A 21,845-nucleotide genomic window follows, 5' to 3' on the forward strand; every position below is an offset into this window, starting at 1 on the left:
ATTAGCGGGTGCCGTAAACGACGATGGTTTTGCCGTGTGCGGAGATCAGATTCTGATCTTCCAGCATCTTCAAAATACGGCCCACGGTTTCGCGTGAACAACCAACAATCTGGCCAATTTCCTGACGAGTGATTTTAATTTGCATACCGTCGGGATGCGTCATGGCATCTGGCTGCTTCGCCAGGTTGAGCAGGGTCTGTGCAATGCGTCCGGTTACGTCGAGGAAAGCGAGGTTACCCACTTTTTCAGACGTGACCTGCAGGCGACTCGCCATCTGCGCTGAGAGTCGCATCAGGATGTCGGGGTTAACCTGGATCAGCTGACGGAATTTCTTGTAGGAAATCTCCGCCACTTCGCACGCGCTTTTCGCACGTACCCAGGCGCTGCGCTCCTGGCCTTCTTCGAAGAGGCCAAGCTCACCAATAAAATCGCCCTGATTCAGGTAGGAAAGAATCATCTCTTTGCCTTCTTCATCTTTAATCAGAACCGCGACGGAACCTTTCACGATGTAGTAAAGCGTTTCTGCTTTTTCACCTTGGTGAATCAGCGTACTTTTGGATGGATACTTGTGAATATGGCAATGGGACAGGAACCATTCGAGTGTAGGGTCTGTTTGCGGTTTGCCGAGAACCATTCGCTATTATCCTCTGTTGTAATCGTGCCCAAAATACAGGGGGCAGTTTTCCCTGTCAGGCGGTGAAAGCTTCAAGCGTTTCCATTTCAGGAAATTATTCGGGCCGCATCAGGCGCAGTGCGCATCATTCTTCCCGGCTTCGCCATCGGGTGACGAAAAATATTTTCAGCACTGTTTGTAGCACAGCTTTTGCCGACTGTCTTCTGTTGTCTCGCTTCAGCTAAGAGTGGATTTCTCTGGATTGCTGTTTACCAGGCGAAAGCGTACTCTTGCGAGAAAACTGCGTATTCCGGAGCAAAAATCATGCAGGCAAGAGTGAAATGGGTAGAAGGGCTGACATTCCTCGGAGAATCCTCATCCGGCCACCAGATACTGATGGATGGCAATTCGGGTGATAAAGCGCCCAGCCCAATGGAGATGGTGCTGATGGCGGCTGGCGGATGCAGCGCGATTGATGTGGTATCAATTCTGCAAAAAGGCCGCAACGATGTGGCTGATTGTGAAGTAAAACTGACCTCAGAACGTCGTGAAGAGGCGCCGCGAATCTTTACGCACATCAACCTGCATTTTATCGTGAGTGGTAAAGCGCTCCAGGATAAAGCGGTCTCACGCGCGGTGGATCTTTCTGCTGAAAAATATTGCTCTGTGGCCATTATGCTGGGTAAAGGTGTGACGATTACGCATAGCTATGAAGTGATTGAGCTTTAGTAGCCGCAAGGGTCATTGCCGACCTGCTAACTTCACTTCCAGTATCTGATGCAGGTTGCTTTAAGACTGTGCCTGCGCAGGAAACCGGGTCAGATCGGAAAGTCGTTTAAGCCAATCCCTGGCCGCTCGGCCCGCGCCTTCCCTGGCGCGGGACGCTTTCCTCTTCTGGCCCGGTTCCCTGCGTGTTAAGCTTTTTCGCTGCTGTCAGATTCATCCTGCATTGGCATTGGCATTGGCATTAGTCTGGAAAGGCCCTTTTGACCTCTTACTCTATCCGTTTACCTTCCATCAGCCGCTTCACCAGAGGCCCCATGATCAACTCCATCGCCAGCCCCATTTTGCCGCCCGGCACGACCAGCGTATTGATATGCGAGATAAACGAACCCTGAAGCATCGCCAGAAGGTAGGGGAGGTCGATATCGTCCAGCGCCTGAAAGTGAATCACCACAAAGCTCTCATCCAGTGAAGGAATAGCGCGGGCAGCGAAGGGGTTTGAGGTATCGACGGTCGGGACGCGCTGAAAGTTGAGGTGAGTGCGTGAGAACTGCGGCGTGATGAAGTTGATGTAATCCTCCATCGAGCGCACCACGGAATCCATTACCGCTTCACGTGAATGACCGCGCTCGCCAGTGTCGCGCACCAGCTTCTGAATCCACTCCAGGTTAACAATCGGTACCACGCCCACCAGCAGATCGACCTGTTCGGCCACGTTGTGCTGCGCCGTCACCACGCCGCCGTGCAGTCCTTCATAGAAGAGAATGTCGGTGTTCTGCGGCAGCGGCTGCCAGGGCGTAAAGGTGCCGGGCACCTGATTCCACGGCACTGCTTCATCGTAGGTGTGCAGATATTTACGCGACTGGCCCTGTCCGCTTTGACCATACTCTTTAAAGCTCTGTTCCAGCAGGCCAAAGTCATTGGCTTCCGGCCCGAAATAGCTGACATGACGTCCTAAATCGCGCGCCTTACGAATCGCCATATCCATTTCAGGGCGGGTAAAGCGGTGAAAGCTGTCACCTTCCAGCTCGGCCGCATGAAGATCGAGCTGCTGAAAGATTTTGCGAAACGCGAGGCTGGTGGTGGTGGTTCCTGCGCCGCTGGAACCGGTCACCGCGATAATGGGATGACGTGCAGACATAGAAAAGCTCCCTGTGAGGTCGGGCGATGAGCATTGTTATCATGAAATGGTGCCGGGTGCATCAGCCACGAAATTCTTTGCGTGGCATGATATTGACCGATTCATGCAGTTCCGACCACACCAGCACCACTTCGCCGGTTTCCAGCTGGCGTCGTACATCAGCCACCTTGTCCAGCAGGCTGCGTTCCTGTTCGCCATAGTCCGTGCCTTCGCGCAGCACAAAGGTTTCAATCAGATTTTCAAGGGTCTCAGGTGAGACCTGTTGCCAGGGAATAATCACGAGATCAGTTATCCAGAAAAGGGGTGAGCCACTGCGGGATGCGCTGTTCCAGCCACATTTCAGGCTGGCGTAACGTGCCGCCGACAAAACCTACGTGGCCGCCGTGGGGTGTCAGTTGATAAGTAATAGTGGCAGATAATTGGCTGCTGTGCGGAATGACCTCATCACTCATGAAGGGATCGTCTTTGGCGTGAATGATCAGCAGCGGTTTCTCTGCGTGCTTCAGCCAGGGCATGGCGCTGGCACGATGATAGTAATCGGCTGCATCGACAAAGCCGTGGGCGCGGGCAGTAATCGCATCATCAAAATCGCGGAGTCGTCGCAGCGCTTTCAGTTGCGCCAGATTGACCGGCAGCGTGTCCGGCCAGGCGTGCAGTTTGCGGCGGGCATTTTTCTTGAGCTGCGCCAGCAAATAGTATTGATAGAAACGTGAGAAGCCGCGTTCCAGTTTCACGCTGCACGGTTCCAGCAGCAGCGGGGCGGAGACAATCACGGCTGCATCCACCTCAGCGGCTGCGCCCTGCTGGCCCAGCAGGCAGCCCAGCATGTTGCCGCCCAGCGAGAAACCGACGGCAGCGGTGGAAACGTGGCCCCAGCGGGTGCGCAGCCAGTGCAGGAAGAAGCGGGCATCTTCAGTTTCGCCCGAGTGATAGATGCGATTGAGCCGGTTAGGTTCGCCGCTGCAGCCGCGAAAATGCATGACCACGGCCAGCCAGCCGCGCGCGCGGCAAATGTTCATCAGGCCATGAATATAGGGGCTGTGAAAGCTCCCCTCCAGCCCATGGAACAGCACGACGCGTGGTTTATGTTGCGCCAGTTGTGGATCTTCGCTCCAGGCGAGATCGACGAAGTCGCCATCCGGCAGATCGAGTCGCTGCCAGTGAGGAGCAAAGGTGGTACGCCGACGTAACAGGCGCGGCAGCATCGTCTGCAGGTGCGCGTTGCGCAGACTGTCAGGTGGTGTGAAGTACTCGTTTTCCGGTCCGGTAAATTTCATGTGTTAAAAGCTTGTCTGTTCCATATCACACTGTTAGCTTCGATAAGTTTTTTCTTGCAGGGTAAGGAGTACCCGATTGCCATGGAACTGAGTCTTTTCTTATCAATGTTGGGATTTCTTTGGGTTGCGGCCATTACGCCGGGTCCCAATAATATGTTACTCACTGCCTCGGGCGCTAATTTTGGCTTTCTGCGCACCATTCCGTTGATGATTGGCATCATGATCGGCATGCAGGTGATGCTGCTGATGGTGGCCTTTGGCGTAGGCGGTCTAATCCTGCTCTACCCTTCGCTGCACCTGGTGCTGAAAATCGCCGGTAGCCTCTATCTGCTCTGGCTCGCGTGGAAAATTGCTACCGCCAGTTATGAAAAACTGGAAACTGACCAGGCGCCGGATGCGCCGATGCCGTTCTGGCAGGGTGGGTTGCTGCAGCTGATCAATCCCAAGGCCTGGCTGATGGCGCTGGGCGCGGTCGCCAGCTTCAGTCTGTCCGGTGATGCGTATCGCCATTCGGTGGTGGCGATAAGCGTCGGTATGTTTCTGGTTAATCTGGTCTCGGGCGTGATCTGGATGGGATTTGGCGCGATGATCGGCCGCATTCTGCGCAGCCGCCGCGCCTGGAAAATCTTTAACCTCGCCATGGGGCTGCTGACCGCCGCCTGCGTGCTGTTAATCTGGCACTAAGTCAGCTGGACGCGCGTTCAACGCGCGTCCAGGGCAGCACCTCACGGATCACTGGCGCGTTCGGGTTGCGGATTTTCTGCAGCAGCAACTGAACGCTGCGCGCGCCCAGCTGGTTCATCGGCTGCTCGATGGTGGTCAGCGGGGGATTGAGGCTGCGGGTAAACGGCACGCCATCAAACCCGACCACCGCCAGATCTTCCGGCACGCGCAGACCCGCTTCCAGTGCTGCATGAACCACGCCCACCGCCAGCACATCTGAAACCGCAAACACTGCATCTGGCCGTTCCGGCAGTGCCATGAGTTCTCTCAGTGCCTGGCTGCCTGCCTCACAGGAGATTTCGTGGGTATAAGCGATGCCAGACCACGCATATCCCAGCTCTTCAATCGCCTGCCGGTAGCCCTTTTCACGATGATGTGAGTAGAGGTAACGCATATCGCCATTGACCAGCCCGATGCGTTTACGCCCTTTCCCCGCGAGATAATGGACGGTGTCGCGGGCTGCCTCCAGGTGATCAATGCTGACCGAGGAGGCGGGTATATCCGGATCAAATTCGCAGCACTGCACCCAGGGCGCACCGGCGATCAGCGCCTGCAAATCCGGTAAACCAGAGGCGGCATCCATGGTAATAACGCCATCCACCACTTTCCCGGTCAGCAGGGAGAGATAGGCGGCTTCCCGCTGGAGCTGTGAGGCGGAGTTACAAAGCAGGATGTGATAGCCGTGCAGTTCTGCTTCGGCCTCAATGCCCTGAACCACGCGCGAACAGAAAGGATTGGTAATATCCGAGATCAGCACCAGCAGCATGTGGCTTTGGGCCGTGCGCAGCTGACGTGCCAGTAAGTTGGGCTGATAGTCGCAGGCAGAGATTGCCGCCAGAACTTTCTCGCGCGTATCGGGCTTTACGCCGGGATGCGCGTTGAGAACCCGCGATACCGTGGCTTTGGAAACGCCAGCCAGCTGAGCGACTTTCTCGATCGACATCCGATTCACAGACCTTAACAGGCAATAATGGGGAACGCATATCAATAGCACAGGGACAATGTGAGCGCCTGACATTTTTGCTTACTTTAGCTATTTTCAGCATTTGCGATTTTCAGCTTAGTTTTGCAGATAGTGATCTAAGAACTTATTTCTATTAGGGATAATTTTTAATTCCTTTATGAAACTATTGCGCCCAGAGACACTGCCTTCACTATAAAAACGGTGGGGTAGTGATCATGGCAGCAACACGTTTAACTTTCTTAGCCGCAGCGCTGGCGCTGCTGGCATTTCGGGCTGATGCGGTCAATGTCACCGTGGCGTACCAGACCTCAGCCGAACCCGCGAAAGTGGCGCAGGCTGACAACAGTTTTGCAAAAGAGAGCGGGGCAAGCGTTGACTGGCGAAAGTTTGACAGCGGCGCAGGGGTATTACGCGCACTGGCTTCCGGGGACGTCCAGATTGGCAATATCGGTTCCAGCCCGTTAGCGGTCGCGGCGGCGCAGAAGCTGCCGATAGAAGCCTTTTTACTCGCCTCTCAGCTAGGTAATTCTGAAGCGCTGGTGGTGAAGAAGAACATCACCACTCCCAAAGATCTCATCGGCAAGCGCATCGCGGTACCGTTCATCTCCACCACCCACTACAGTCTGCTGGCTGCGCTGAAACACTGGGGCATCAAGCCGTCGCAGGTACAGCTGATCAATCTGCAACCGCCTGCGATTATTGCGGCGTGGCAGCGTGGCGATATTGATGGCGCTTACGTCTGGGCACCTGCGGTGAATGAACTGGAAAAACAGGGCAAGGTGCTGACCGACTCTGCGGAAGTAGGAAGCTGGGGATCGCCGACACTGGATGTCTGGGTAGTCCGCAAAGATTTTGCCGAACAGCACCCGGAAATCGTGACCGCCTTTGCCCGCAGCGCGCTTGATGCACAGCAGGCCTATCTTAACAGCCCCGACAGCTGGCTGAAGCAGCCCGATAACCTCAGCAAACTCTCTCGCCTCAGCGGTGTGCCGGAAGCGCAGGTGCCGGGTCTGGTGAAAGGCAATACCTACCTCACGGCGCAGCAGCAGGTTGAGCAACTGGGCAAGCCGGTCAATAAAGCGATCGTCGATACCGCCCAGTTCCTGAAAGCGCAGGGCAGAGTGCCGCAGGCTGATAACGACTACAGCAGCTATGTGACCTCCCGTTTCGTCGCGCCATTAGTTAAACCCTAAGGAGGCACTATGCTGCGCATCGCTCACCTTAATGCCCGTTATGCCGGACAGCCGGTATTGCAGGATATCAATCTGCAACTGGACAGCCATGAGTTGCTGGTGGTGCTCGGCCCTTCCGGCTGCGGCAAAACCACGCTGCTCAATCTGGTTGCCGGATTTCTGCCGGTGGAGTCGGGCAGCATCACACTGGATAACCAGCCGGTGACCGGGCCTGGTGCAGAGCGCGGCGTGGTGTTTCAGAATGAAGGTTTATTGCCGTGGCGCAACGTGCTGGATAACGTCGCTTTTGGCCTGCAGCTGTCGGGGATGTCGCGCCAGGCGCGCGAGGCCATCGCGCGGAAGCTCATCAGGCAGGTGGGGCTGGAAGGTGCGGAGAAGCGCGCCATCTGGCAGCTATCCGGCGGTCAGCGTCAGCGGGTAGGCATTGCGCGCGCGCTGGCCACCGATCCGCAACTCCTGCTGCTGGATGAGCCGTTCGGTGCACTGGATGCCTTTACCCGCGAGCAGATGCAGACCCTGCTGCTGACGCTGTGGCGCGACAGCGGTAAACAGATCCTGCTAATTACACACGATATAGAAGAGGCGATTTTCCTGGCCAGCGAACTGATTCTGCTGTCGCCAGGACCGGGCCGCATCGTGGAGCGACTGCGTCCAGGCTTTGGTCAGCGCTTTGCTGCAGGCGAGTCGTGCCGCAGCATCAAATCCGATCCGCAGTTTATCGCCCAGCGCGAATATGTGCTGAGCCGGGTATTTGATCAGCGGGAGGCGTTTGCATGAGCGCGTTAATCCACGACAAGTCTCTGCCGGTGCGCCGTCGTCTGCGCTGGCCGTTTTCAACTGCTTTTACGCTGAGCATGCTGAGTCTCTCTCTGCTGTTGCTGCTCTGGTGGGGCGTGACCGCGCTGGGTCTGATTGCTCCGCTGTTCCTGCCGTCGCCACAGCAGGTATTTAGCAAGCTGCTGCTGATTGCCAGCGCGCAGGGCTTTATGGATGCCACGCTGTGGCAGCATCTGGCCGCCAGCCTGACGCGGATGTTGATTGCGCTGACAGCGGCTGCTGCCATCGGCATTCCGGTGGGTATTCTGATGGGCCTCAGCCCGGTAGCTCGCGGGCTGCTCGATCCGCTGATTGAACTCTATCGCCCGATTCCGCCACTCGCCTATCTTCCGTTGATGGTGATCTGGTTCGGCATTGGTGAGACGTCGAAAATCCTGCTGATTTATCTGGCGATTTTCGCACCAGTGACACTCTCTACCCTGGCTGGAGTGCGTAACACGCAGCAGGTACGGATTCGTGCTGCGCGCTCGCTGGGGGCTAACCGCTGGCAGCTGCTGCGCTGGGTGATTCTGCCGGGCGCGCTGCCGGAGATTCTGACCGGTCTGCGCATCGGACTGGGCGTTGGCTGGTCAACGCTGGTAGCAGCGGAGCTGATTGCCGCCACGCGGGGCCTCGGTTTTATGGTGCAGTCAGCGGGAGAATTCCTCGCCACCGATGTGGTGCTGGCGGGTATCACAGTGATCGCCTTTATCGCTTTTAGCTTAGAACTCGGGCTTCGCACGTTGCAGCGCCGTCTGACGCCCTGGAGTGGAGAACAATCATGAATGAACGTCTGAGTTTTACCCCGCTTGGTCCTTATATCGGCGCGCAGGTCTCAAACCTGGATGTCTCTCGCCCATTAAGTGATGCGCAGTTTGAGCAGCTTTATCATGGCCTGCTGCGTCATCAGGTGCTGTTTCTGCGTGACCAGAAGATTACGCCGGAACAGCATCGTGCGCTGGCGATCCGCTTTGGCGACCTGCACATCCATCCGGTCTATCCGCATGCGGAGGGCGTCGAAGAGATTATCGTCCTCGATACCCATCAGGATAATCCGCCGGATAATGACAACTGGCACACCGATGTCACCTTTATTGAGACACCACCCGCTGTCGCGCTGCTGGCGTCAAAGGTGTTGCCGGAGGCGGGCGGTGACACGCTCTGGACCAGCGGCATTGCGGCTTACGAGGCGCTGTCGGAACCCTTTAAGCAACTGCTGGCAGGGTTGAATGCCGAGCATGATTTCAAAAAGTCGTTTCAGGAGTATAAGTACCGCAAAACCGAAGAGGAGCACCAGCGCTGGCAGCAGGCGGTGGCAAAACATCCACCGGTGCAGCATCCGGTGATCCGCACCCATCCGGTCAGCGGTAAAAAAGCGCTGTTTGTGAATGAGGGCTTTACCACGCGGATCGTGGATTTAAGCGAGAAGGAGAGTGATGCGGTGCTGGGCTTCCTGTTTGCGCATGCCACCAAACCGGAGTTTCAGGTGCGCTGGCGCTGGCAGCCAGACGATCTGGCTATCTGGGATAATCGGGTCACGCAGCATTATGCCAATGCCGACTACTATCCTGCACGGCGGATCATGCAGCGGGCAACCGTGCTGGGTGATAAACCCCGTTAAAAGAGATTCTCCCCGCGAGCGGGGAGATTTTTTTATGAGGCCATAATCTGTTCGAGCTGTTCCTGGGCTTCCAGCCACGCCATCTCAACCTCTTCCAGCGCAGATTTACTCTCCGCCTGACGCTGCAGCGCAGTGGTCAGGTCCGCTTTACGGCTCTGATCATAAATCGCACTGTCTGAGAGCTGCGCTTCGGCATCGGCCAGCTGGCTCTGCCATTTGCTCATCTGCTTTTCCAGCTTCTCTATCTCTTTGCGTAGCGGCTGCGTCTGTGTGCGCAGTTCGGCATCCCGGCGCTTCTGGTCTTTACGCGCCTGGGCGCTGTTGCCGTTATCCTGCTTTGGTGCGGCATCCTGTTGCGCCTGCTGCTTCTGCAGATCGCTCAGCCACTGCTGATAATCATCAAGGTCGCCCTCAAACACATCCACTTTGCCATCGTGTACCAGATAGAGATCGTCGGTGGTCGCGCGCAGCAGGTGACGGTCGTGCGAGACCACGACCAGCGCCCCTTCGAAGTCGATCAGCGCTTCGGTCAGCGCCTGGCGCATATCGAGATCCAGGTGGTTGGTTGGTTCATCCAGCAGCAGCAGGTTAGGGCGCTGCCAGACAATCAGCGCCAGCACCAGTCGCGCTTTCTCACCGCCGGAGAAGCGCTCGGTGTTCTCAGTGACTTTGTCGCCACGGAAATCGAAGCCGCCCAGATAGTCACGGAGCTGCTGTTCCAGCACTTTAGGCGCTATGCGCGCCAGATGCTGCAGCGGCGACTCATCGGCCCGCAGGTACTCCAGCTGATGCTGGGCGAAGTAACCGAGCTTGATCCCTTTCGCCAGTCCCATCTTGCCGTCCATCGCCTCCAGCTCACCCGCAAGCAGCTTAATCAGGGTCGATTTACCGGCTCCGTTACGCCCCAGCAGGCCGATGCGTGAGCCTGGCACCAGATTGAGCTTGATGGCGTCGAGAATAATACGATCGCCATAACCTGCAGTGACCTTCTCCATCTTCATCAGCGGATTAGGCAGATTCTCCGGCTTGCGGAAGGTGAAGCTGAACGGGTTATCAACATGGGCAGGCGCGATCATCTCCATGCGCTCCAGCATCTTGATGCGGCTCTGTGCCTGCTTCGCCTTTGTTGCCTGCGCACGGAAGCGATCAATGTAGCTGTGTAAGTGCGCCACTTTCTCCTGCTGACTCTCATACAGCGCCTGCTGCTGAGCCAGTTTGGCGACGCGCTGCCGTTCAAAGGAGCTGTAGTTGCCGGTATATTCGAACATCGACTCCTGTTCGATATGAATAATTTTGTCGATGACCGGATCGAGGAAGTCACGATCGTGCGAGATCAGGATCAGCGTGCCTTCATAACTCTTCAGCCAGCGCTCCAGCCAGATCACCGCATCGAGATCGAGGTGGTTGGTCGGTTCATCCAGCAGCAGCAGATCGGAACGACAAATCAGCGCCTGCGCCAGGTTGAGGCGCATGCGCCAGCCACCGGAGAAGTCGCTGACCGGACGTTGCAGCTGTTCCTGACTGAAGCCCAGACCATGCAGCAGGCTTGAGGCGCGCGCATGGATGCTCCACGCCTGCACCGCATCCAGCTTGCCATGCAGCAGCGCGATGGCATTGCCATCGTCGCGCAGATTGGCGTCCGCCAGTTCTGCCTCAAGCTGACGGAACTGGCGGTCGCCATCAATGACGTACTCCAGCGCGGCTTTATCCAGCGCAGGGGTTTCCTGATTCACCCAGGCCAGCGCCCAGTGAGTGGGGAATGTGACGGTACCGGCATCGCTGGTGATTTCACCTTTCAACAGCGACAGCAGCGTGGATTTACCACAGCCGTTTTTACCCACCAGCCCGACCTTCTGGCCGGGATTGATGGTGGCGGTGGCGTTGTCGAGCAGGACGCGGATGCCGCGGCGAATTTGTAAGGCTGAGAAGACAATCATGTAAGCGCCGTATCGTCAGAATATGTTAATTTACTGGCAACATAATGAGATTTTGCTGCGTCGTGCATGGTAGCCGAAAACCGCACCAATGACGACGCTTTGGAGGGAAAGGATGTCGCAGCCACCCAGGGTTTTGCTGCTTTATGCTCATCCGGAATCACAGGATTCGATCGCGAATCGGATTTTGCTGCAGCCGGCTCAGGCACTGGAACACGTCACCGTGCACGATCTGTACGCGACCTATCCGGATTTTTTTATCGATATTCATCATGAACAACAATTACTGCGCGAACATGACGTCATCATTTTTCAGCATCCGCTCTATACCTATAGCTGTCCGGCGCTGCTGAAAGAGTGGCTGGATCGGGTTCTGTCCCGCGGCTTCGCCAACGGCGTGGATGGCAATGCACTTGAAGGTAAATACTGGCGCAGCGTGGTGACGACCGGAGAACCGGAAAGCGCCTTTAAACAGCAGGGCCTGAACCGCTACTCGCTCAACGACATTATGCGTCCTTTTGAGCTGACCGCGCAGATGTGCCGTATGCACTGGATGCCGCCGATGATCGTCTACTGGGCGCGTCGTCAGAGTCCTGAATTAATGAAAAATTACGCCCGCGCCTATGGCGACTGGCTGGCAGCACCGCTGCCGAATGGAGGGGTATAGATGGAAGGGCAAACGCTGCTGACCGCGGGGGTGATTTATCTGGTCGCGGCGGTCTTGATTGTGCCGGTGGCGGCTCGCCTCGGTATTGGTGCTGTTTTGGGTTATCTGGTGGCGGGTATCGCCATCGGCCCGTGGGGATTAGGCTTTATCAGCGACGTCGACGAGATTCTTCACTTCTCTGAGCTCGGCGTGGTTTTCCTGATGTTTATTATCGGGCTGGAGCTGAACCCGGCAAAGCTGTGGGCGCTGCGCCGCTCCATTTTTGGCGTTGGCGCAGCGCAGGTCATCTTCTCAGCAGCCATTCTCGGCGGCTTATTGTGGCTGACCAACTTTAGCTGGCAGGCGGCGATCATCGGCGGGATTGGTCTGGCGATGTCCTCGACCGCCATGGCGCTGCAGCTGATGATGGATAAAGGCATGAACCGCAGCGAAGCGGGGCAGTTGGGCTTTTCGGTGCTGCTGTTTCAGGATATCGCGGTGATTCCTGCCCTGGCGCTGATACCGCTACTGGCCGGAACCGATAGCGGTCATATCGACTGGATGAAGGTCGGCATGAAAGTGCTGGCGTTTGCCGGGATGCTGGTGGGCGGACGCTATCTGCTGCGGCCGATCTTCCGTTACATCGCTGCATCGGGCGTGCGCGAGGTCTTTACTGCGGCTTCGCTGCTGCTGGTGCTGGGTTCCGCGCTGTTTATGGATGCGCTGGGCCTGTCGATGGCGCTGGGTACGTTTATTGCCGGGATCCTGCTGGCGGAGAGCGAATACCGCCATGAGTTGGAAGTCGCTATCGACCCGTTCAAAGGTTTACTGCTGGGCCTGTTCTTTATTTCGGTCGGCATGGCGCTCAACCTCGGTGTGCTCTATACCCATATTGTGACCATCCTGCTGGGCGTCGTGACGCTGGTGGCGGTGAAAACGGTGGTGCTCTATCTGCTGGGGCGCATTTATGGTTTGCGCAGTTCAGAGCGGCAGCAGTTTGCAGGCGTACTGAGTCAGGGTGGCGAGTTCGCCTTTGTGCTCTTCTCAGCGGCCTCTTCGGCAAAGCTCTTCTCAGGCGACCAACTGCCAATGCTGCTGGTGACGGTGACCCTGTCGATGATGACCACGCCGCTGCTGATGAAGGGAATCGATCGTCTGCTGGCACGGCGCTTCAATGAGCCGGATGACGAAGCAGAGAAACACTTTGTTGAAGACGACCAGCCGCAGGTGATTGTGGTGGGCTTTGGTCGCTTCGGTCAGGTGGTGGGACGCTTGTTGATGGCGAACAATAAACGCATCACCGTGCTGGAGCGCGACATCAGTGTGGTAAGTCTGATGCGCAAATATGGCTATAAGGTCTATTACGGCGATGCCACCGAACTGGAGTTACTTCGGGCAGCCGGTGCAGCCAACGCGCAGGCAATTGTCATCACCTGCAATGAACCGGAAGATGTGATGACGATCGTGCATCTGTGCCAGCAGCATTTTCCGCAGCTGCAGATTCAGGCGCGCGCCCGGGGCCGTGTCGAAGCGCATGAGCTGTTACAGGCGGGCGTCACGCAATTCTCGCGTGAGACCTTCTCAAGTGCGCTGGAACTGGGACGTAAAACATTGATGACGCTGGGGATGCATCCCCATCAGGCGCACCGCGCCCAACAGCATTTCCGCCTGCTTGATATGCGGATGCTGCGCGAGCTGATGCCCAATCTCTCTGAAAGCGCACAGGCTTCACGCGTCCGTGAAGCGCGGCGTGAACTGGAAGATATCTTCCAGCGCGAAATGCAGCGCGAAAAGCGGCAGATCGACGGCTGGGACGATGATCAATAACCCCTTTATACAGGCAGAAGCTAATGCGTAAACGTTTTATTGCCGGTGCGACATGCCCGCACTGCCAGGAGAAGGACACGCTGGCGATGTGGCGTGAAAATAATGTCGATGTGGTGGAGTGTGTAAAGTGTGGTCACCAGATGCGCGAGGCGGATAAACAGGCGCGCGATCAGGTTCGTTCCAATGAGCAGGTTATCGGTATTTTCCATCCTGAGTAGCGGAATCGGGCAGCTTTTTTTACGCTTAAACTTACAGCGGGATTGAATTCCGTTACAATTGCCGCCATTAAGGCTGAAGTCGCAAGAGAAAGTGAAAACCCTCTTGTACTCAGCCCCGAACCTTTCTGGTTGGTGTTATTGCACGCAAGAATAGACCAATGAGACGGGATCCCAGCTCTCAACGGTTAGGAGATATCATGAAAGTAGCAAAAGACCTGGTGATAAGCCTGGCCTATCAGGTACGTACAGAAGACGGCGTGTTAGTAGACGAATCACCGGTGACTGCACCGTTAGATTACCTGCACGGTCATGGTTCCCTGATTTCTGGTCTGGAAAATGCGCTGGAAAATCACGTTGCCGGCGACAAGTTTGACGTGCATATCCCGGCAAACGATGCTTACGGTCAGTATGATGACAACCTGGTGCAGCGCGTTCCTAAAGACGTCTTTATGGGCGTTGACGAACTGCAGGTTGGCATGCGTTTCCTGGCAGAGACCGATCAGGGTCCGGTACCAGTAGAAATCACCGAAGTGGAAGATGATCATGTTGTGGTTGATGGTAACCACATGCTGGCGGGTCAGAACCTGAACTTCAACGTTGAAGTGGTTGCTATCCGTGAAGCCACACCGGAAGAACTGGCTCATGGCCATGTTCACGGTGCAGATGGCCATCATCATGACCACGATCACGGCCATGACCATGACCACGACCATGATCACGGTAAAGGCGGTTGTGGTACTGGCGGTTGCGGCTGCAGCCACTAAGTCTCAACAGACCTTTAAAGGCCACCTCCGGGTGGCCTTTATTTTGGCTGTCACTCTGGTCCTTTCCGGCTAAACCGGGGCCAGATAGCCCGCAATCAGTAGTGCGGGGGCGGGGTCTCTTCAGACTGTGAGGCGACGATCGAGGGCGCATTCGCTTTGAGCTTGTCGGTTAAGATGCGCATCTGCTCACGCATCTTATTCATCTCCAGCTCATGTTGAACCACCGCGCTGTTCAGCTGATCGATAGTCATCTCCTGAAAGGCCAGTTTGCTCTCTAGCGTCTCCAGACGCTGTTCCCACTCAGATTGTTGCATGACCTGTTCCTCTGTTAAGGTGCGACTCGGGGCGTGATTCTACGACCTGAATGCCAGGAATCACCTGTTTTTTTCATGATCGACGGCGTTGCGCTTGAAAAAAGGCAGTGCGGCATCATCTCTGATGAAACTTCCCGATGTTATAAAGGTCGGAGGTAGACCGGGTAATTACATTGTGGGAGTGTTCGACACTGCCACGTAAAGTTATAGTGTGGGCCCTGAAGTCCGCAATGTTTCCCGAGGTTAGACGCTTCGGTTTTGGAGAATGGATGAAATCACTGTTTAAAGTCACATTGTTAGCTACCACCATGGCTGTTGCACTGAATGCACCAATGGCAATGGCAGCAGACACCGCTGCGGCGCCACAGGCTGCACCAGCCGCCGCGCCACAGTCCGCGCCACAGGCACCTAAGAATGCTGCTTTCAAAGATGAAGACCAGCAGTCTGCCTACGCACTGGGTGCTTCACTGGGTCGCTACATGGACAACTCCCTGAAGGAACAGGAAAAACTGGGCATCAAACTGGATAAGCAGCAGCTTATTGCTGGTGTTCAGGATGCGTTTGGTGGCAAGAGCAAACTGTCTGATGAAGAGATTGAGCAGACGCTGCAATCCTTTGAAGGCCGCGTGAAAGGCGCAGCTTCAGCGAAAATGGAAAAAGATGCGAAAGAGAACTCTGAAAAGGGTGAAGCCTTCGCAACCAAATTTGCTAAAGAGAGCGGCGTGAAGAAAACCGAAAGCGGCCTGCTGTATAAAGTTGAGAAAGAGGGTACCGGCGAAGCACCTAAAGACAGCGACACTGTAGTAGTGAACTACAAAGGCACGCTGATCGACGGTACTGAATTCGACAACTCTTATACCCGCGGCGAGCCACTTTCATTCCGTCTGGATGGTGTTATCCCAGGCTGGACTGAAGGTCTGAAGCACGTGAAGAAAGGCGGCAAGATTAAGCTGGTGATCCCACCAAACCTGGCTTACGGCAAAAATGGCGTTCCGGGTATCCCGGCTAACTCCACCCTGGTATTTGATGTTGAGCTGCTTGATATCAAACCAGCGCCTAAAGCAGATGAAAAAGCACAGGCCCCTGCGCCTGCTGCTGAAAAAGCGCAGTAATCTGCTGACCGCCGCCTTCGGGCGGCGGTTTCATTTTAGCTTCACGACAAACCTCTGGCATAAGCCGACGACATTTGCCAGACTAATGCCTGCCTAACTTATCCCATATTGAGTCTGCCCATAAGCCGCTGTGACAGGCTCCAGCCATTCAGGGTGATACTCTTCAATGTCTAATCCATTCAATCCGGGTGAACTGAGCGACTTCGATCTTCTGGAGCAGCGCCCGTTCGAACAAACTGATTACGATATTCTGAAATCGTACGAGGCTGTCGTGGATGGCCTGGCGATGTTGATCGGCTCGCATTGTGAAATCGTCCTTCATTCGCTTGAAGATCTTAAGTGTTCGGCCGTGCGTATCGCCAATGGGGAACACACTGGCCGTAAAGTGGGTTCGCCTATCACTGATTTAGCCCTGCGGATGCTGCACGATATGCATGGCGCGGACAGCAATGTCTCCCGTGCCTATTTCACACGTGCCAAAAGCGGCGTGCTGATGAAGTCGGTCACGATTGCAATTCGCAACCGCCAACAACGGGTCATTGGCCTGCTCTGCATTAACATGAACCTGGATGTGCCGTTCTCACAGATCATGTCGACCTTTATGCCGCCCGAGATGCAGCAGGTTGATTCCAACGTCAACTTTGCCAGTTCAGTCGATGATCTGGTGATGCAGACGCTGGAGTTCACCATTGAAGAGGTGAGCGCTGATCGCAATGTGTCGAACAACGCCAAGAATCGCCAGATTGTGCTCAATCTGTATGAGAAGGGAATCTTCGATATCAAAGATGCCATCAACCAGGTGGCCGATCGGCTGAACATCTCGAAGCACACCGTCTATCTCTACATTCGTCAGTTTAAAAATGGCGACTTCCAGGGACAGGATCGGTAATGCGTTACACCCTGATGGTCACCGGCCCGGCTTACGGGACGCAACAGGCGACCAGCGCATACTTGTTTGCCCGCGCGCTGCTGACGGCGGGCCATCAGCTTGAAAGCGTGTTCTTCTATCGCGAAGGGGTATTGAACGCTAACCAGCTCACCGCGCCGGCCAGTGATGAATTTGACCTGGTGCGCGCGTGGCAGGCATTACATCAGGAGCAGGGTGTGGCACTGAACATTTGTGTGGCGGCAGCGCTGCGGCGAGGCGTCAGCGATGCGCAGGAAGCGGCCCGGCTCCAGCTGGCAGGCAGTAACCTGCAGCCGGGCTTTACTCTCAGTGGTCTTGGTGCGCTGGCGGAAGCGGCGCTGAGCTGTGAACGCATGGTGCAGTTCTGATGAATCGTGTCGCATTTGTCTTTACCCGGGCGCCGCACGGCAGCAGCGCAGGGCGCGAAGGATTGGATGCCGCGCTGGCCACGGGCGCACTCAGTGAAGATATCGGCCTGTTTTTCATCGGTGATGGCGTGCTGCAGCTGAATCTGCATCAGCAGCCTGAGACGATTAAGAGCCGTCACTATGCGGCGACCTTTGGCGTGCTGGCGCTGTATGATATTGAGCAGTGCTATCTCTGTCGGACATCGCTGATAGCGCGTGGATTAGAGGTTGACGCTGACCGGTTGCTGGATGTTACGCTATTGGACGCGCCGGAGTTGAGGCAGATGCTGGCCAGCTACGATCGTATCCTTACTTTTTAAGAGACGTTAATGCTGCACACTTTAATGCACTCACCGGCACACAGTGACCTTGAGACCCTGCTTTTGATGGCGGGTGCAGGCGATGACCTGCTGCTGCTGCAGGATGGCGTGCTGGCCGCCTTAGCCGGTAGTCGCGCATTGACGCGGCTCTCCGGGAGCGAAGCGACACTGTGGGTGCTGGACGAAGATGTTCAGGCTCGCGGTCTCGCTGGACAAATTTCGCCCCTTGTACAGTCAATAGACTATAATGGCTTTGTCACGCTAACGATCAGGCATCAGCAACAAATCGTGTGGTAATCGGCTAAAACCTGGTTATTTCTTGACACCCCTTTGACTCAGCCCTAAAATTCTGCCTCCTCGTAATTCTACGAGGCGATTTATTACGTGTTTACGAAGCAAAAGCAAATCCAGGAGCTATTTAATGGCAACAGTTAACCAGCTGGTTCGCAAACCACGCGTCCGCAAAGTTGCAAAGAGCAACGTGCCGGCGCTGGAAGCTTGCCCGCAAAAACGTGGCGTTTGTACTCGTGTGTACACCACCACTCCTAAGAAACCAAACTCCGCACTGCGTAAAGTCTGCCGTGTGCGTTTGACCAACGGTTTTGAAGTTACCTCCTACATTGGTGGTGAAGGTCATAACCTGCAGGAACACTCCGTGATCCTGATCCGTGGCGGTCGTGTAAAAGACTTGCCAGGTGTGCGTTACCACACCGTTCGTGGCGCGCTTGACTGCTCAGGTGTTAAAGACCGTAAGCAGGCTCGCTCCAAGTACGGCGTGAAGAAGCCAAAGGCTTAATGGTTCTCCGTTAAGTAAGGCCAAACGTTTTAAATTAAATGTCATAATAAACTCATAGAGTTTTGGACAATCCTGAATTAACAACGGAGTATTTCCATGCCACGTCGTCGCGTCATTGGTCAGCGTAAAATTCTGCCAGATCCTAAGTTCGGATCAGAGCTGCTGGCCAAATTTGTAAATATCCTGATGGTAGATGGTAAAAAATCTACTGCAGAATCAATCGTTTATACCGCGCTTGAGACCCTGGCTCAGCGTTCAGGTAAAAACGCACTGGAATCTTTTGAAGTAGCCCTGGAAAACGTGCGTCCGACTGTCGAAGTTAAGTCACGTCGCGTTGGTGGTTCTACTTATCAGGTACCAGTAGAAGTCCGTCCGGTTCGTCGTAATGCTCTGGCAATGCGCTGGATCGTAGATGCTGCTCGTAAACGCGGTGATAAATCAATGGCTCTTCGCCTGGCGAACGAACTTTCTGATGCTGCAGAGAATAAAGGTACTGCAGTTAAGAAACGTGAAGACGTTCACCGCATGGCAGAAGCCAACAAGGCGTTCGCACACTACCGTTGGTAATCACCACGTAGTTGTTAAACCAGCGGGCGCTCAATCAGCCAACCCGCTGGGGTCGACTTACCTTGAACGCCCGAGAATCAGAGGAATCAAATGGCTCGTAAAACACCCATTGCTCGCTACCGTAACATCGGTATCAGTGCGCACATCGACGCCGGTAAGACTACCACTACCGAACGCGTTCTGTTCTACACCGGTGTAAACCACAAAATCGGTGAAGTACATGACGGCGCAGCAACCATGGACTGGATGGAGCAGGAACAGGAACGTGGTATTACCATCACTTCCGCTGCGACCACCTGTTACTGGTCTGGTATGGCCAAGCAGTTTGAACCACACCACATCAACATCATCGACACCCCAGGACACGTTGACTTCACCATCGAAGTTGAACGTTCTATGCGTGTGCTTGATGGCGCGGTAATGGTTTACTGTGCAGTTGGTGGCGTTCAGCCACAGTCTGAGACCGTATGGCGTCAGGCTAACAAATATAAAGTTCCACGCATTGCGTTCGTTAACAAAATGGACCGCATGGGTGCTAACTTCCTGAAAGTTGTTAACCAGATGGAAGTTCGTCTGGGCGCAACTCCAGTTCCTCTGCAGCTGGCTATCGGCGCAGAAGAGAAATTCACTGGTGTTGTTGACCTGGTGAAAATGAAAGCAATCAACTGGAACGACGCAGACCAGGGTGTAACCTTCGACTACGAAGATATTCCAGCTGATATGCAGGAACTGGCTGAAGAATGGCATGCGAAGCTGGTTGAAGCCGCTGCTGAAGGCTCTGATGAGCTGATGGAGAAATTCTTCGGTGGTGAAGAACTGACTGAAGAAGAGATCAAAACATCTCTGCGTAAGCGTGTTCTGAATAACGAAATCATCCTGGTAACCTGTGGTTCTGCATTTAAGAACAAAGGTGTTCAGGCGATGCTGGATGCAGTTATAGAATATCTGCCAGCACCGACTGACGTTACCGCGATCAACGGTATGCTGGACGATGGTAAAGACACGCCGGCTGTTCGTCACTCTGATGACAGCGAGCCGTTTGCTGCACTGGCGTTCAAAATTGCTACCGACCCGTTCGTGGGTAACTTAACCTTCTTCCGCGTTTACTCTGGTGTTGTTAACACGGGTGACACCGTGTTCAACCCGGTTAAGTCAAACCGTGAGCGTCTGGGCCGTATCGTTCAGATGCACGCTAACAAGCGTGAAGAGATTAAAGAAGTTCGTGCGGGTGATATCGCAGCTGCGATCGGCCTGAAAGATGTGACCACTGGTGACACCCTGTGTGACCCAGATAACGTCATCATCCTTGAGCGCATGGAGTTCCCGGAGCCGGTAATCTCTATCGCCGTTGAGCCAAAAACCAAAGCTGACCAGGAAAAAATGGGTCTGGCTCTGGGCCGTCTGGCAAAAGAAGACCCATCATTCCGCGTATGGACTGATGAAGAATCTAACCAGACCATCATCGCTGGTATGGGTGAATTGCACCTCGACATCATCGTTGACCGTATGAAGCGTGAGTTCAACGTTGAAGCAAACGTGGGTAAACCACAGGTTGCTTACCGTGAAGCGATTCGCACCAAAGTTACCGACGTTGAAGGTAAACACGCCAAGCAGTCTGGTGGTCGTGGTCAGTACGGTCATGTTGTTATCGACATGTACCCACTGGAGCCAGGTTCGAACCCGAAAGGCTACGAATTTGTCAACGACATTAAAGGTGGTGTGATTCCTGGTGAATACATCCCTGCAGTTGATAAAGGTATCCAGGAGCAGCTGAAATCAGGCCCTCTGGCTGGCTATCCGGTTGTAGATCTGGGCGTTCGTCTGCACTATGGTTCATACCATGATGTCGACTCCTCAGAACTGGCGTTTAAACTGGCTGCGTCTATTGCCTTCAAACAAGGCTTTAAACAAGCGAAACCAGTTCTGCTTGAACCTATCATGAAGGTTGAAGTTGAATCGCCTGAAGAGAACACGGGTGATGTCATCGGTGACCTTAGTCGTCGTCGTGGTATGCTCAAAGGGCAGGAATCTAACGCTACTGGCGTTCAGATTCACGCTGAAGTTCCGCTGTCTGAGATGTTCGGATACGCAACTCAGCTGCGTTCTCTGACCAAAGGTCGTGCTTCGTACTCCATGGAGTTCCTGAAGTATGACGATGCGCCGAACAACGTAGCGCAGGCCGTTATTGAAGCTCGTAGCAAATAAGCTACGGTTTAAATTTGAACTGATGCCTTCACCCAGATGGTGAAGGCACAACGTAAGGAATTATCGCCATGGCGAAAGAGCAATTTCAGCGTAACAAACTGCACGTAAACGTGGGTACCATCGGTCACGTCGACCACGGTAAAACCACCCTGACTGCAGCTATCACCACCGTACTGTCTAAAACTTTCGGTGGCCAGGCTCGTGCATTCGATCAGATCGATAACGCACCAGAAGAGAAAGCACGTGGTATCACCATCAACACTTCACACGTTGAGTATGAAACCCCAACTCGCCACTATGCGCACGTTGACTGCCCAGGCCACGCCGACTATGTGAAAAACATGATCACCGGTGCTGCGCAGATGGACGGCGCGATCCTGGTTGTTGCTGCGACTGATGGCCCTATGCCACAGACCCGTGAGCACATCCTGCTGGGTCGTCAGGTTGGCGTTCCTTACATCATCGTGTTCCTGAACAAGTGTGACATGGTTGATGATGAAGAGCTGCTGGAACTGGTAGAGATGGAAGTACGTGACCTGCTGTCAGCATATGACTTCCCAGGCGACGACACTCCAATCGTTCGTGGTTCTGCTCTGAAGGCGCTGGAAGGCCAGGCTGAGTGGGAAGCGAAAATCCTGGAACTGGCTGAGCACCTGGATAACTACATCCCAGAACCACAGCGTGCAATCGATAAGCCGTTCCTGCTGCCAATCGAAGACGTATTCTCAATCTCTGGCCGTGGTACCGTTGTTACCGG

General features: G+C 54.9%; 26 protein-coding genes. 19 read left to right on the plus strand and 7 right to left on the minus strand.

From position 1 onward, the window contains the following. Position 1 precedes the first annotated feature (1 nt). A complete protein-coding gene (crp, locus tag AC2LB6_RS06115; protein ID WP_023489059.1) occupies positions 2-634 on the minus strand; it encodes a cAMP-activated global transcriptional regulator CRP in 633 nt (210 codons plus the stop codon). Positions 635-937: 303 nt separating this feature from the next. Here crp and AC2LB6_RS06120 point away from each other — a divergent pair, with 303 nt between their 5' ends. Further along, entirely contained in the window at positions 938-1,342 is a 405-nt protein-coding gene (locus AC2LB6_RS06120; protein WP_003852949.1) for an OsmC family protein, read from the plus strand. A 265-nt stretch (positions 1,343-1,607) separates the two neighbouring features. On the opposite strand, the gene AC2LB6_RS06125 is transcribed toward AC2LB6_RS06120, so the two are convergent. The 3 genes from AC2LB6_RS06125 to AC2LB6_RS06135 all read right to left on the minus strand — a co-directional run bounded on the left by AC2LB6_RS06125 (position 1,608) and on the right by AC2LB6_RS06135 (position 3,754). Beyond that, positions 1,608-2,477 (minus strand): phosphoribulokinase, encoded by an 870-nt coding sequence (locus tag AC2LB6_RS06125; protein WP_490092846.1) that lies wholly within the window; start codon positions 2,475-2,477, stop codon positions 1,608-1,610. Positions 2,478-2,538: 61 nt separating this feature from the next. After that, positions 2,539-2,757 carry a YheU family protein gene (locus tag AC2LB6_RS06130; protein WP_003852945.1) on the minus strand — a complete coding sequence of 73 codons (219 nt, stop codon included), beginning with the start codon at positions 2,755-2,757 and terminating at the stop codon, positions 2,539-2,541. Positions 2,758-2,761: 4 nt separating this feature from the next. Then, entirely contained in the window at positions 2,762-3,754 is a 993-nt protein-coding gene (locus tag AC2LB6_RS06135; protein WP_490092847.1) for a hydrolase, read from the minus strand. 81 nt (positions 3,755-3,835) lie between these two features. Here AC2LB6_RS06135 and AC2LB6_RS06140 point away from each other — a divergent pair, with 81 nt between their 5' ends. Then, positions 3,836-4,438 carry a LysE family translocator gene (locus AC2LB6_RS06140; protein WP_490092848.1) on the plus strand — a complete coding sequence of 201 codons (603 nt, stop codon included), beginning with the start codon at positions 3,836-3,838 and terminating at the stop codon, positions 4,436-4,438. A gap of 1 nt (position 4,439) precedes the next feature. On the opposite strand, the gene AC2LB6_RS06145 is transcribed toward AC2LB6_RS06140, so the two are convergent. Beyond that, positions 4,440-5,420 (minus strand): LacI family DNA-binding transcriptional regulator, encoded by a 981-nt coding sequence (locus AC2LB6_RS06145; RefSeq protein ID WP_490092849.1) that lies wholly within the window; start codon positions 5,418-5,420, stop codon positions 4,440-4,442. 236 nt (positions 5,421-5,656) lie between these two features. Here AC2LB6_RS06145 and tauA point away from each other — a divergent pair, with 236 nt between their 5' ends. Genes tauA through tauD form a run of 4 tightly spaced genes read left to right on the plus strand, consistent with a single transcriptional unit; the run spans position 5,657 to position 9,071 of the window. Beyond that, a complete protein-coding gene (gene tauA, locus AC2LB6_RS06150; protein ID WP_090966713.1) occupies positions 5,657-6,634 on the plus strand; it encodes a taurine ABC transporter substrate-binding protein in 978 nt (325 codons plus the stop codon). Positions 6,635-6,643: 9 nt separating this feature from the next. Continuing rightward, positions 6,644-7,411 (plus strand): taurine ABC transporter ATP-binding subunit, encoded by a 768-nt coding sequence (tauB, locus tag AC2LB6_RS06155; protein ID WP_490092850.1) that lies wholly within the window; start codon positions 6,644-6,646, stop codon positions 7,409-7,411. Beyond that, positions 7,408-8,235 carry a taurine ABC transporter permease TauC gene (gene tauC / locus AC2LB6_RS06160; RefSeq protein WP_490092851.1) on the plus strand — a complete coding sequence of 276 codons (828 nt, stop codon included), beginning with the start codon at positions 7,408-7,410 and terminating at the stop codon, positions 8,233-8,235. Before tauB ends, tauC begins: the two co-directional genes overlap by 4 nt. Further along, positions 8,232-9,071: a taurine dioxygenase gene (tauD, locus tag AC2LB6_RS06165; RefSeq protein ID WP_490092852.1), complete on the plus strand. Its 840-nt coding sequence runs from the start codon at positions 8,232-8,234 to the stop codon at positions 9,069-9,071. The genes tauC and tauD overlap by 4 nt, the downstream gene beginning before the upstream one ends. A gap of 32 nt (positions 9,072-9,103) precedes the next feature. On the opposite strand, the gene AC2LB6_RS06170 is transcribed toward tauD, so the two are convergent. Beyond that, a complete protein-coding gene (locus AC2LB6_RS06170; protein ID WP_136196205.1) occupies positions 9,104-11,008 on the minus strand; it encodes an ABC transporter ATP-binding protein in 1,905 nt (634 codons plus the stop codon). Between the two features lie 112 nt (positions 11,009-11,120). On the opposite strand from AC2LB6_RS06170, the gene kefG reads away from it, so the two are divergent. From kefG to slyD, 4 genes are all read left to right on the plus strand, one after another. Next, positions 11,121-11,672, plus strand: a complete 552-nt coding sequence (kefG, locus tag AC2LB6_RS06175; RefSeq protein WP_090966703.1) for a glutathione-regulated potassium-efflux system ancillary protein KefG — start codon at positions 11,121-11,123, stop codon at positions 11,670-11,672. Further along, complete coding sequence (gene kefB / locus AC2LB6_RS06180) at positions 11,673-13,478, plus strand: glutathione-regulated potassium-efflux system protein KefB (RefSeq protein WP_490092853.1); 1,806 nt, start codon at positions 11,673-11,675, stop codon at positions 13,476-13,478. It abuts the gene before it with no gap. A 23-nt stretch (positions 13,479-13,501) separates the two neighbouring features. After that, a complete protein-coding gene (locus AC2LB6_RS06185) occupies positions 13,502-13,696 on the plus strand; it encodes a YheV family putative zinc ribbon protein (RefSeq protein ID WP_003852926.1) in 195 nt (64 codons plus the stop codon). Positions 13,697-13,893: 197 nt separating this feature from the next. Beyond that, on the plus strand, positions 13,894-14,460 hold the full coding sequence (gene slyD / locus AC2LB6_RS06190) for a peptidylprolyl isomerase (RefSeq protein WP_490092854.1): 567 nt from the start codon (positions 13,894-13,896) through the stop codon (positions 14,458-14,460). A gap of 95 nt (positions 14,461-14,555) precedes the next feature. On the opposite strand, the gene AC2LB6_RS06195 is transcribed toward slyD, so the two are convergent. Next, complete coding sequence (locus tag AC2LB6_RS06195; protein ID WP_010253031.1) at positions 14,556-14,774, minus strand: SlyX family protein; 219 nt, start codon at positions 14,772-14,774, stop codon at positions 14,556-14,558. Between the two features lie 269 nt (positions 14,775-15,043). On the opposite strand from AC2LB6_RS06195, the gene fkpA reads away from it, so the two are divergent. The 9 genes from fkpA to AC2LB6_RS06240 all read left to right on the plus strand — a co-directional run. Then, positions 15,044-15,886: an FKBP-type peptidyl-prolyl cis-trans isomerase gene (gene fkpA, locus AC2LB6_RS06200; protein ID WP_490092855.1), complete on the plus strand. Its 843-nt coding sequence runs from the start codon at positions 15,044-15,046 to the stop codon at positions 15,884-15,886. Positions 15,887-16,052: 166 nt separating this feature from the next. Continuing rightward, positions 16,053-16,775, plus strand: a complete 723-nt coding sequence (locus AC2LB6_RS06205; protein WP_136196209.1) for a helix-turn-helix transcriptional regulator — start codon at positions 16,053-16,055, stop codon at positions 16,773-16,775. Beyond that, positions 16,775-17,161, plus strand: a complete 387-nt coding sequence (tusD, locus tag AC2LB6_RS06210) for a sulfurtransferase complex subunit TusD (RefSeq protein ID WP_090966695.1) — start codon at positions 16,775-16,777, stop codon at positions 17,159-17,161. Before AC2LB6_RS06205 ends, tusD begins: the two co-directional genes overlap by 1 nt. Then, positions 17,161-17,520, plus strand: coding sequence for a sulfurtransferase complex subunit TusC (tusC, locus tag AC2LB6_RS06215; protein ID WP_090966694.1), 360 nt, complete (start codon positions 17,161-17,163; stop codon positions 17,518-17,520). Before tusD ends, tusC begins: the two co-directional genes overlap by 1 nt. Positions 17,521-17,529: 9 nt before the next feature. Beyond that, entirely contained in the window at positions 17,530-17,817 is a 288-nt protein-coding gene (gene tusB / locus AC2LB6_RS06220; protein ID WP_490092856.1) for a sulfurtransferase complex subunit TusB, read from the plus strand. 124 nt (positions 17,818-17,941) lie between these two features. Next, positions 17,942-18,316 carry a 30S ribosomal protein S12 gene (gene rpsL, locus AC2LB6_RS06225; RefSeq protein ID WP_003852912.1) on the plus strand — a complete coding sequence of 125 codons (375 nt, stop codon included), beginning with the start codon at positions 17,942-17,944 and terminating at the stop codon, positions 18,314-18,316. 96 nt (positions 18,317-18,412) lie between these two features. Then, on the plus strand, positions 18,413-18,883 hold the full coding sequence (rpsG, locus tag AC2LB6_RS06230) for a 30S ribosomal protein S7 (RefSeq protein WP_003852909.1): 471 nt from the start codon (positions 18,413-18,415) through the stop codon (positions 18,881-18,883). A 90-nt stretch (positions 18,884-18,973) separates the two neighbouring features. After that, entirely contained in the window at positions 18,974-21,088 is a 2,115-nt protein-coding gene (gene fusA, locus AC2LB6_RS06235) for an elongation factor G (RefSeq protein WP_490092857.1), read from the plus strand. A 68-nt stretch (positions 21,089-21,156) separates the two neighbouring features. Next, on the plus strand, positions 21,157-21,845 hold a 689-nt coding region (locus AC2LB6_RS06240), incomplete at its 3' end, for a GTP-binding protein (RefSeq protein WP_490092858.1).

This window comes from Pantoea sp. RCC30.1 (genome assembly GCF_058148845.1).

What these genes read in the sequence shown, in the direction of transcription:
- crp (WP_023489059.1), bottom strand. Translation starts at nt 634, where the DNA reads ATGGTTCTCGGCAAACCGCAAACAGACCCTACACTCGAATGGTTCCTG.
- AC2LB6_RS06120 (WP_003852949.1), top strand. Translation starts at nt 938, where the DNA reads ATGCAGGCAAGAGTGAAATGGGTAGAAGGGCTGACATTCCTCGGAGAA.
- AC2LB6_RS06125 (WP_490092846.1), bottom strand. Translation starts at nt 2,477, where the DNA reads ATGTCTGCACGTCATCCCATTATCGCGGTGACCGGTTCCAGCGGCGCA.
- AC2LB6_RS06135 (WP_490092847.1), bottom strand. Translation starts at nt 3,754, where the DNA reads ATGAAATTTACCGGACCGGAAAACGAGTACTTCACACCACCTGACAGT.
- AC2LB6_RS06140 (WP_490092848.1), top strand. Translation starts at nt 3,836, where the DNA reads ATGGAACTGAGTCTTTTCTTATCAATGTTGGGATTTCTTTGGGTTGCG.
- AC2LB6_RS06145 (WP_490092849.1), bottom strand. Translation starts at nt 5,420, where the DNA reads ATGTCGATCGAGAAAGTCGCTCAGCTGGCTGGCGTTTCCAAAGCCACG.
- tauA (WP_090966713.1), top strand. Translation starts at nt 5,657, where the DNA reads ATGGCAGCAACACGTTTAACTTTCTTAGCCGCAGCGCTGGCGCTGCTG.
- tauB (WP_490092850.1), top strand. Translation starts at nt 6,644, where the DNA reads ATGCTGCGCATCGCTCACCTTAATGCCCGTTATGCCGGACAGCCGGTA.
- tauC (WP_490092851.1), top strand. Translation starts at nt 7,408, where the DNA reads ATGAGCGCGTTAATCCACGACAAGTCTCTGCCGGTGCGCCGTCGTCTG.
- tauD (WP_490092852.1), top strand. Translation starts at nt 8,232, where the DNA reads ATGAATGAACGTCTGAGTTTTACCCCGCTTGGTCCTTATATCGGCGCG.
- AC2LB6_RS06170 (WP_136196205.1), bottom strand. Translation starts at nt 11,008, where the DNA reads ATGATTGTCTTCTCAGCCTTACAAATTCGCCGCGGCATCCGCGTCCTG.
- kefG (WP_090966703.1), top strand. Translation starts at nt 11,121, where the DNA reads ATGTCGCAGCCACCCAGGGTTTTGCTGCTTTATGCTCATCCGGAATCA.
- kefB (WP_490092853.1), top strand. Translation starts at nt 11,673, where the DNA reads ATGGAAGGGCAAACGCTGCTGACCGCGGGGGTGATTTATCTGGTCGCG.
- AC2LB6_RS06185 (WP_003852926.1), top strand. Translation starts at nt 13,502, where the DNA reads ATGCGTAAACGTTTTATTGCCGGTGCGACATGCCCGCACTGCCAGGAG.
- slyD (WP_490092854.1), top strand. Translation starts at nt 13,894, where the DNA reads ATGAAAGTAGCAAAAGACCTGGTGATAAGCCTGGCCTATCAGGTACGT.
- AC2LB6_RS06195 (WP_010253031.1), bottom strand. Translation starts at nt 14,774, where the DNA reads ATGCAACAATCTGAGTGGGAACAGCGTCTGGAGACGCTAGAGAGCAAA.
- fkpA (WP_490092855.1), top strand. Translation starts at nt 15,044, where the DNA reads ATGAAATCACTGTTTAAAGTCACATTGTTAGCTACCACCATGGCTGTT.
- AC2LB6_RS06205 (WP_136196209.1), top strand. Translation starts at nt 16,053, where the DNA reads ATGTCTAATCCATTCAATCCGGGTGAACTGAGCGACTTCGATCTTCTG.
- tusD (WP_090966695.1), top strand. Translation starts at nt 16,775, where the DNA reads ATGCGTTACACCCTGATGGTCACCGGCCCGGCTTACGGGACGCAACAG.
- tusC (WP_090966694.1), top strand. Translation starts at nt 17,161, where the DNA reads ATGAATCGTGTCGCATTTGTCTTTACCCGGGCGCCGCACGGCAGCAGC.
- tusB (WP_490092856.1), top strand. Translation starts at nt 17,530, where the DNA reads ATGCTGCACACTTTAATGCACTCACCGGCACACAGTGACCTTGAGACC.
- rpsL (WP_003852912.1), top strand. Translation starts at nt 17,942, where the DNA reads ATGGCAACAGTTAACCAGCTGGTTCGCAAACCACGCGTCCGCAAAGTT.
- rpsG (WP_003852909.1), top strand. Translation starts at nt 18,413, where the DNA reads ATGCCACGTCGTCGCGTCATTGGTCAGCGTAAAATTCTGCCAGATCCT.
- fusA (WP_490092857.1), top strand. Translation starts at nt 18,974, where the DNA reads ATGGCTCGTAAAACACCCATTGCTCGCTACCGTAACATCGGTATCAGT.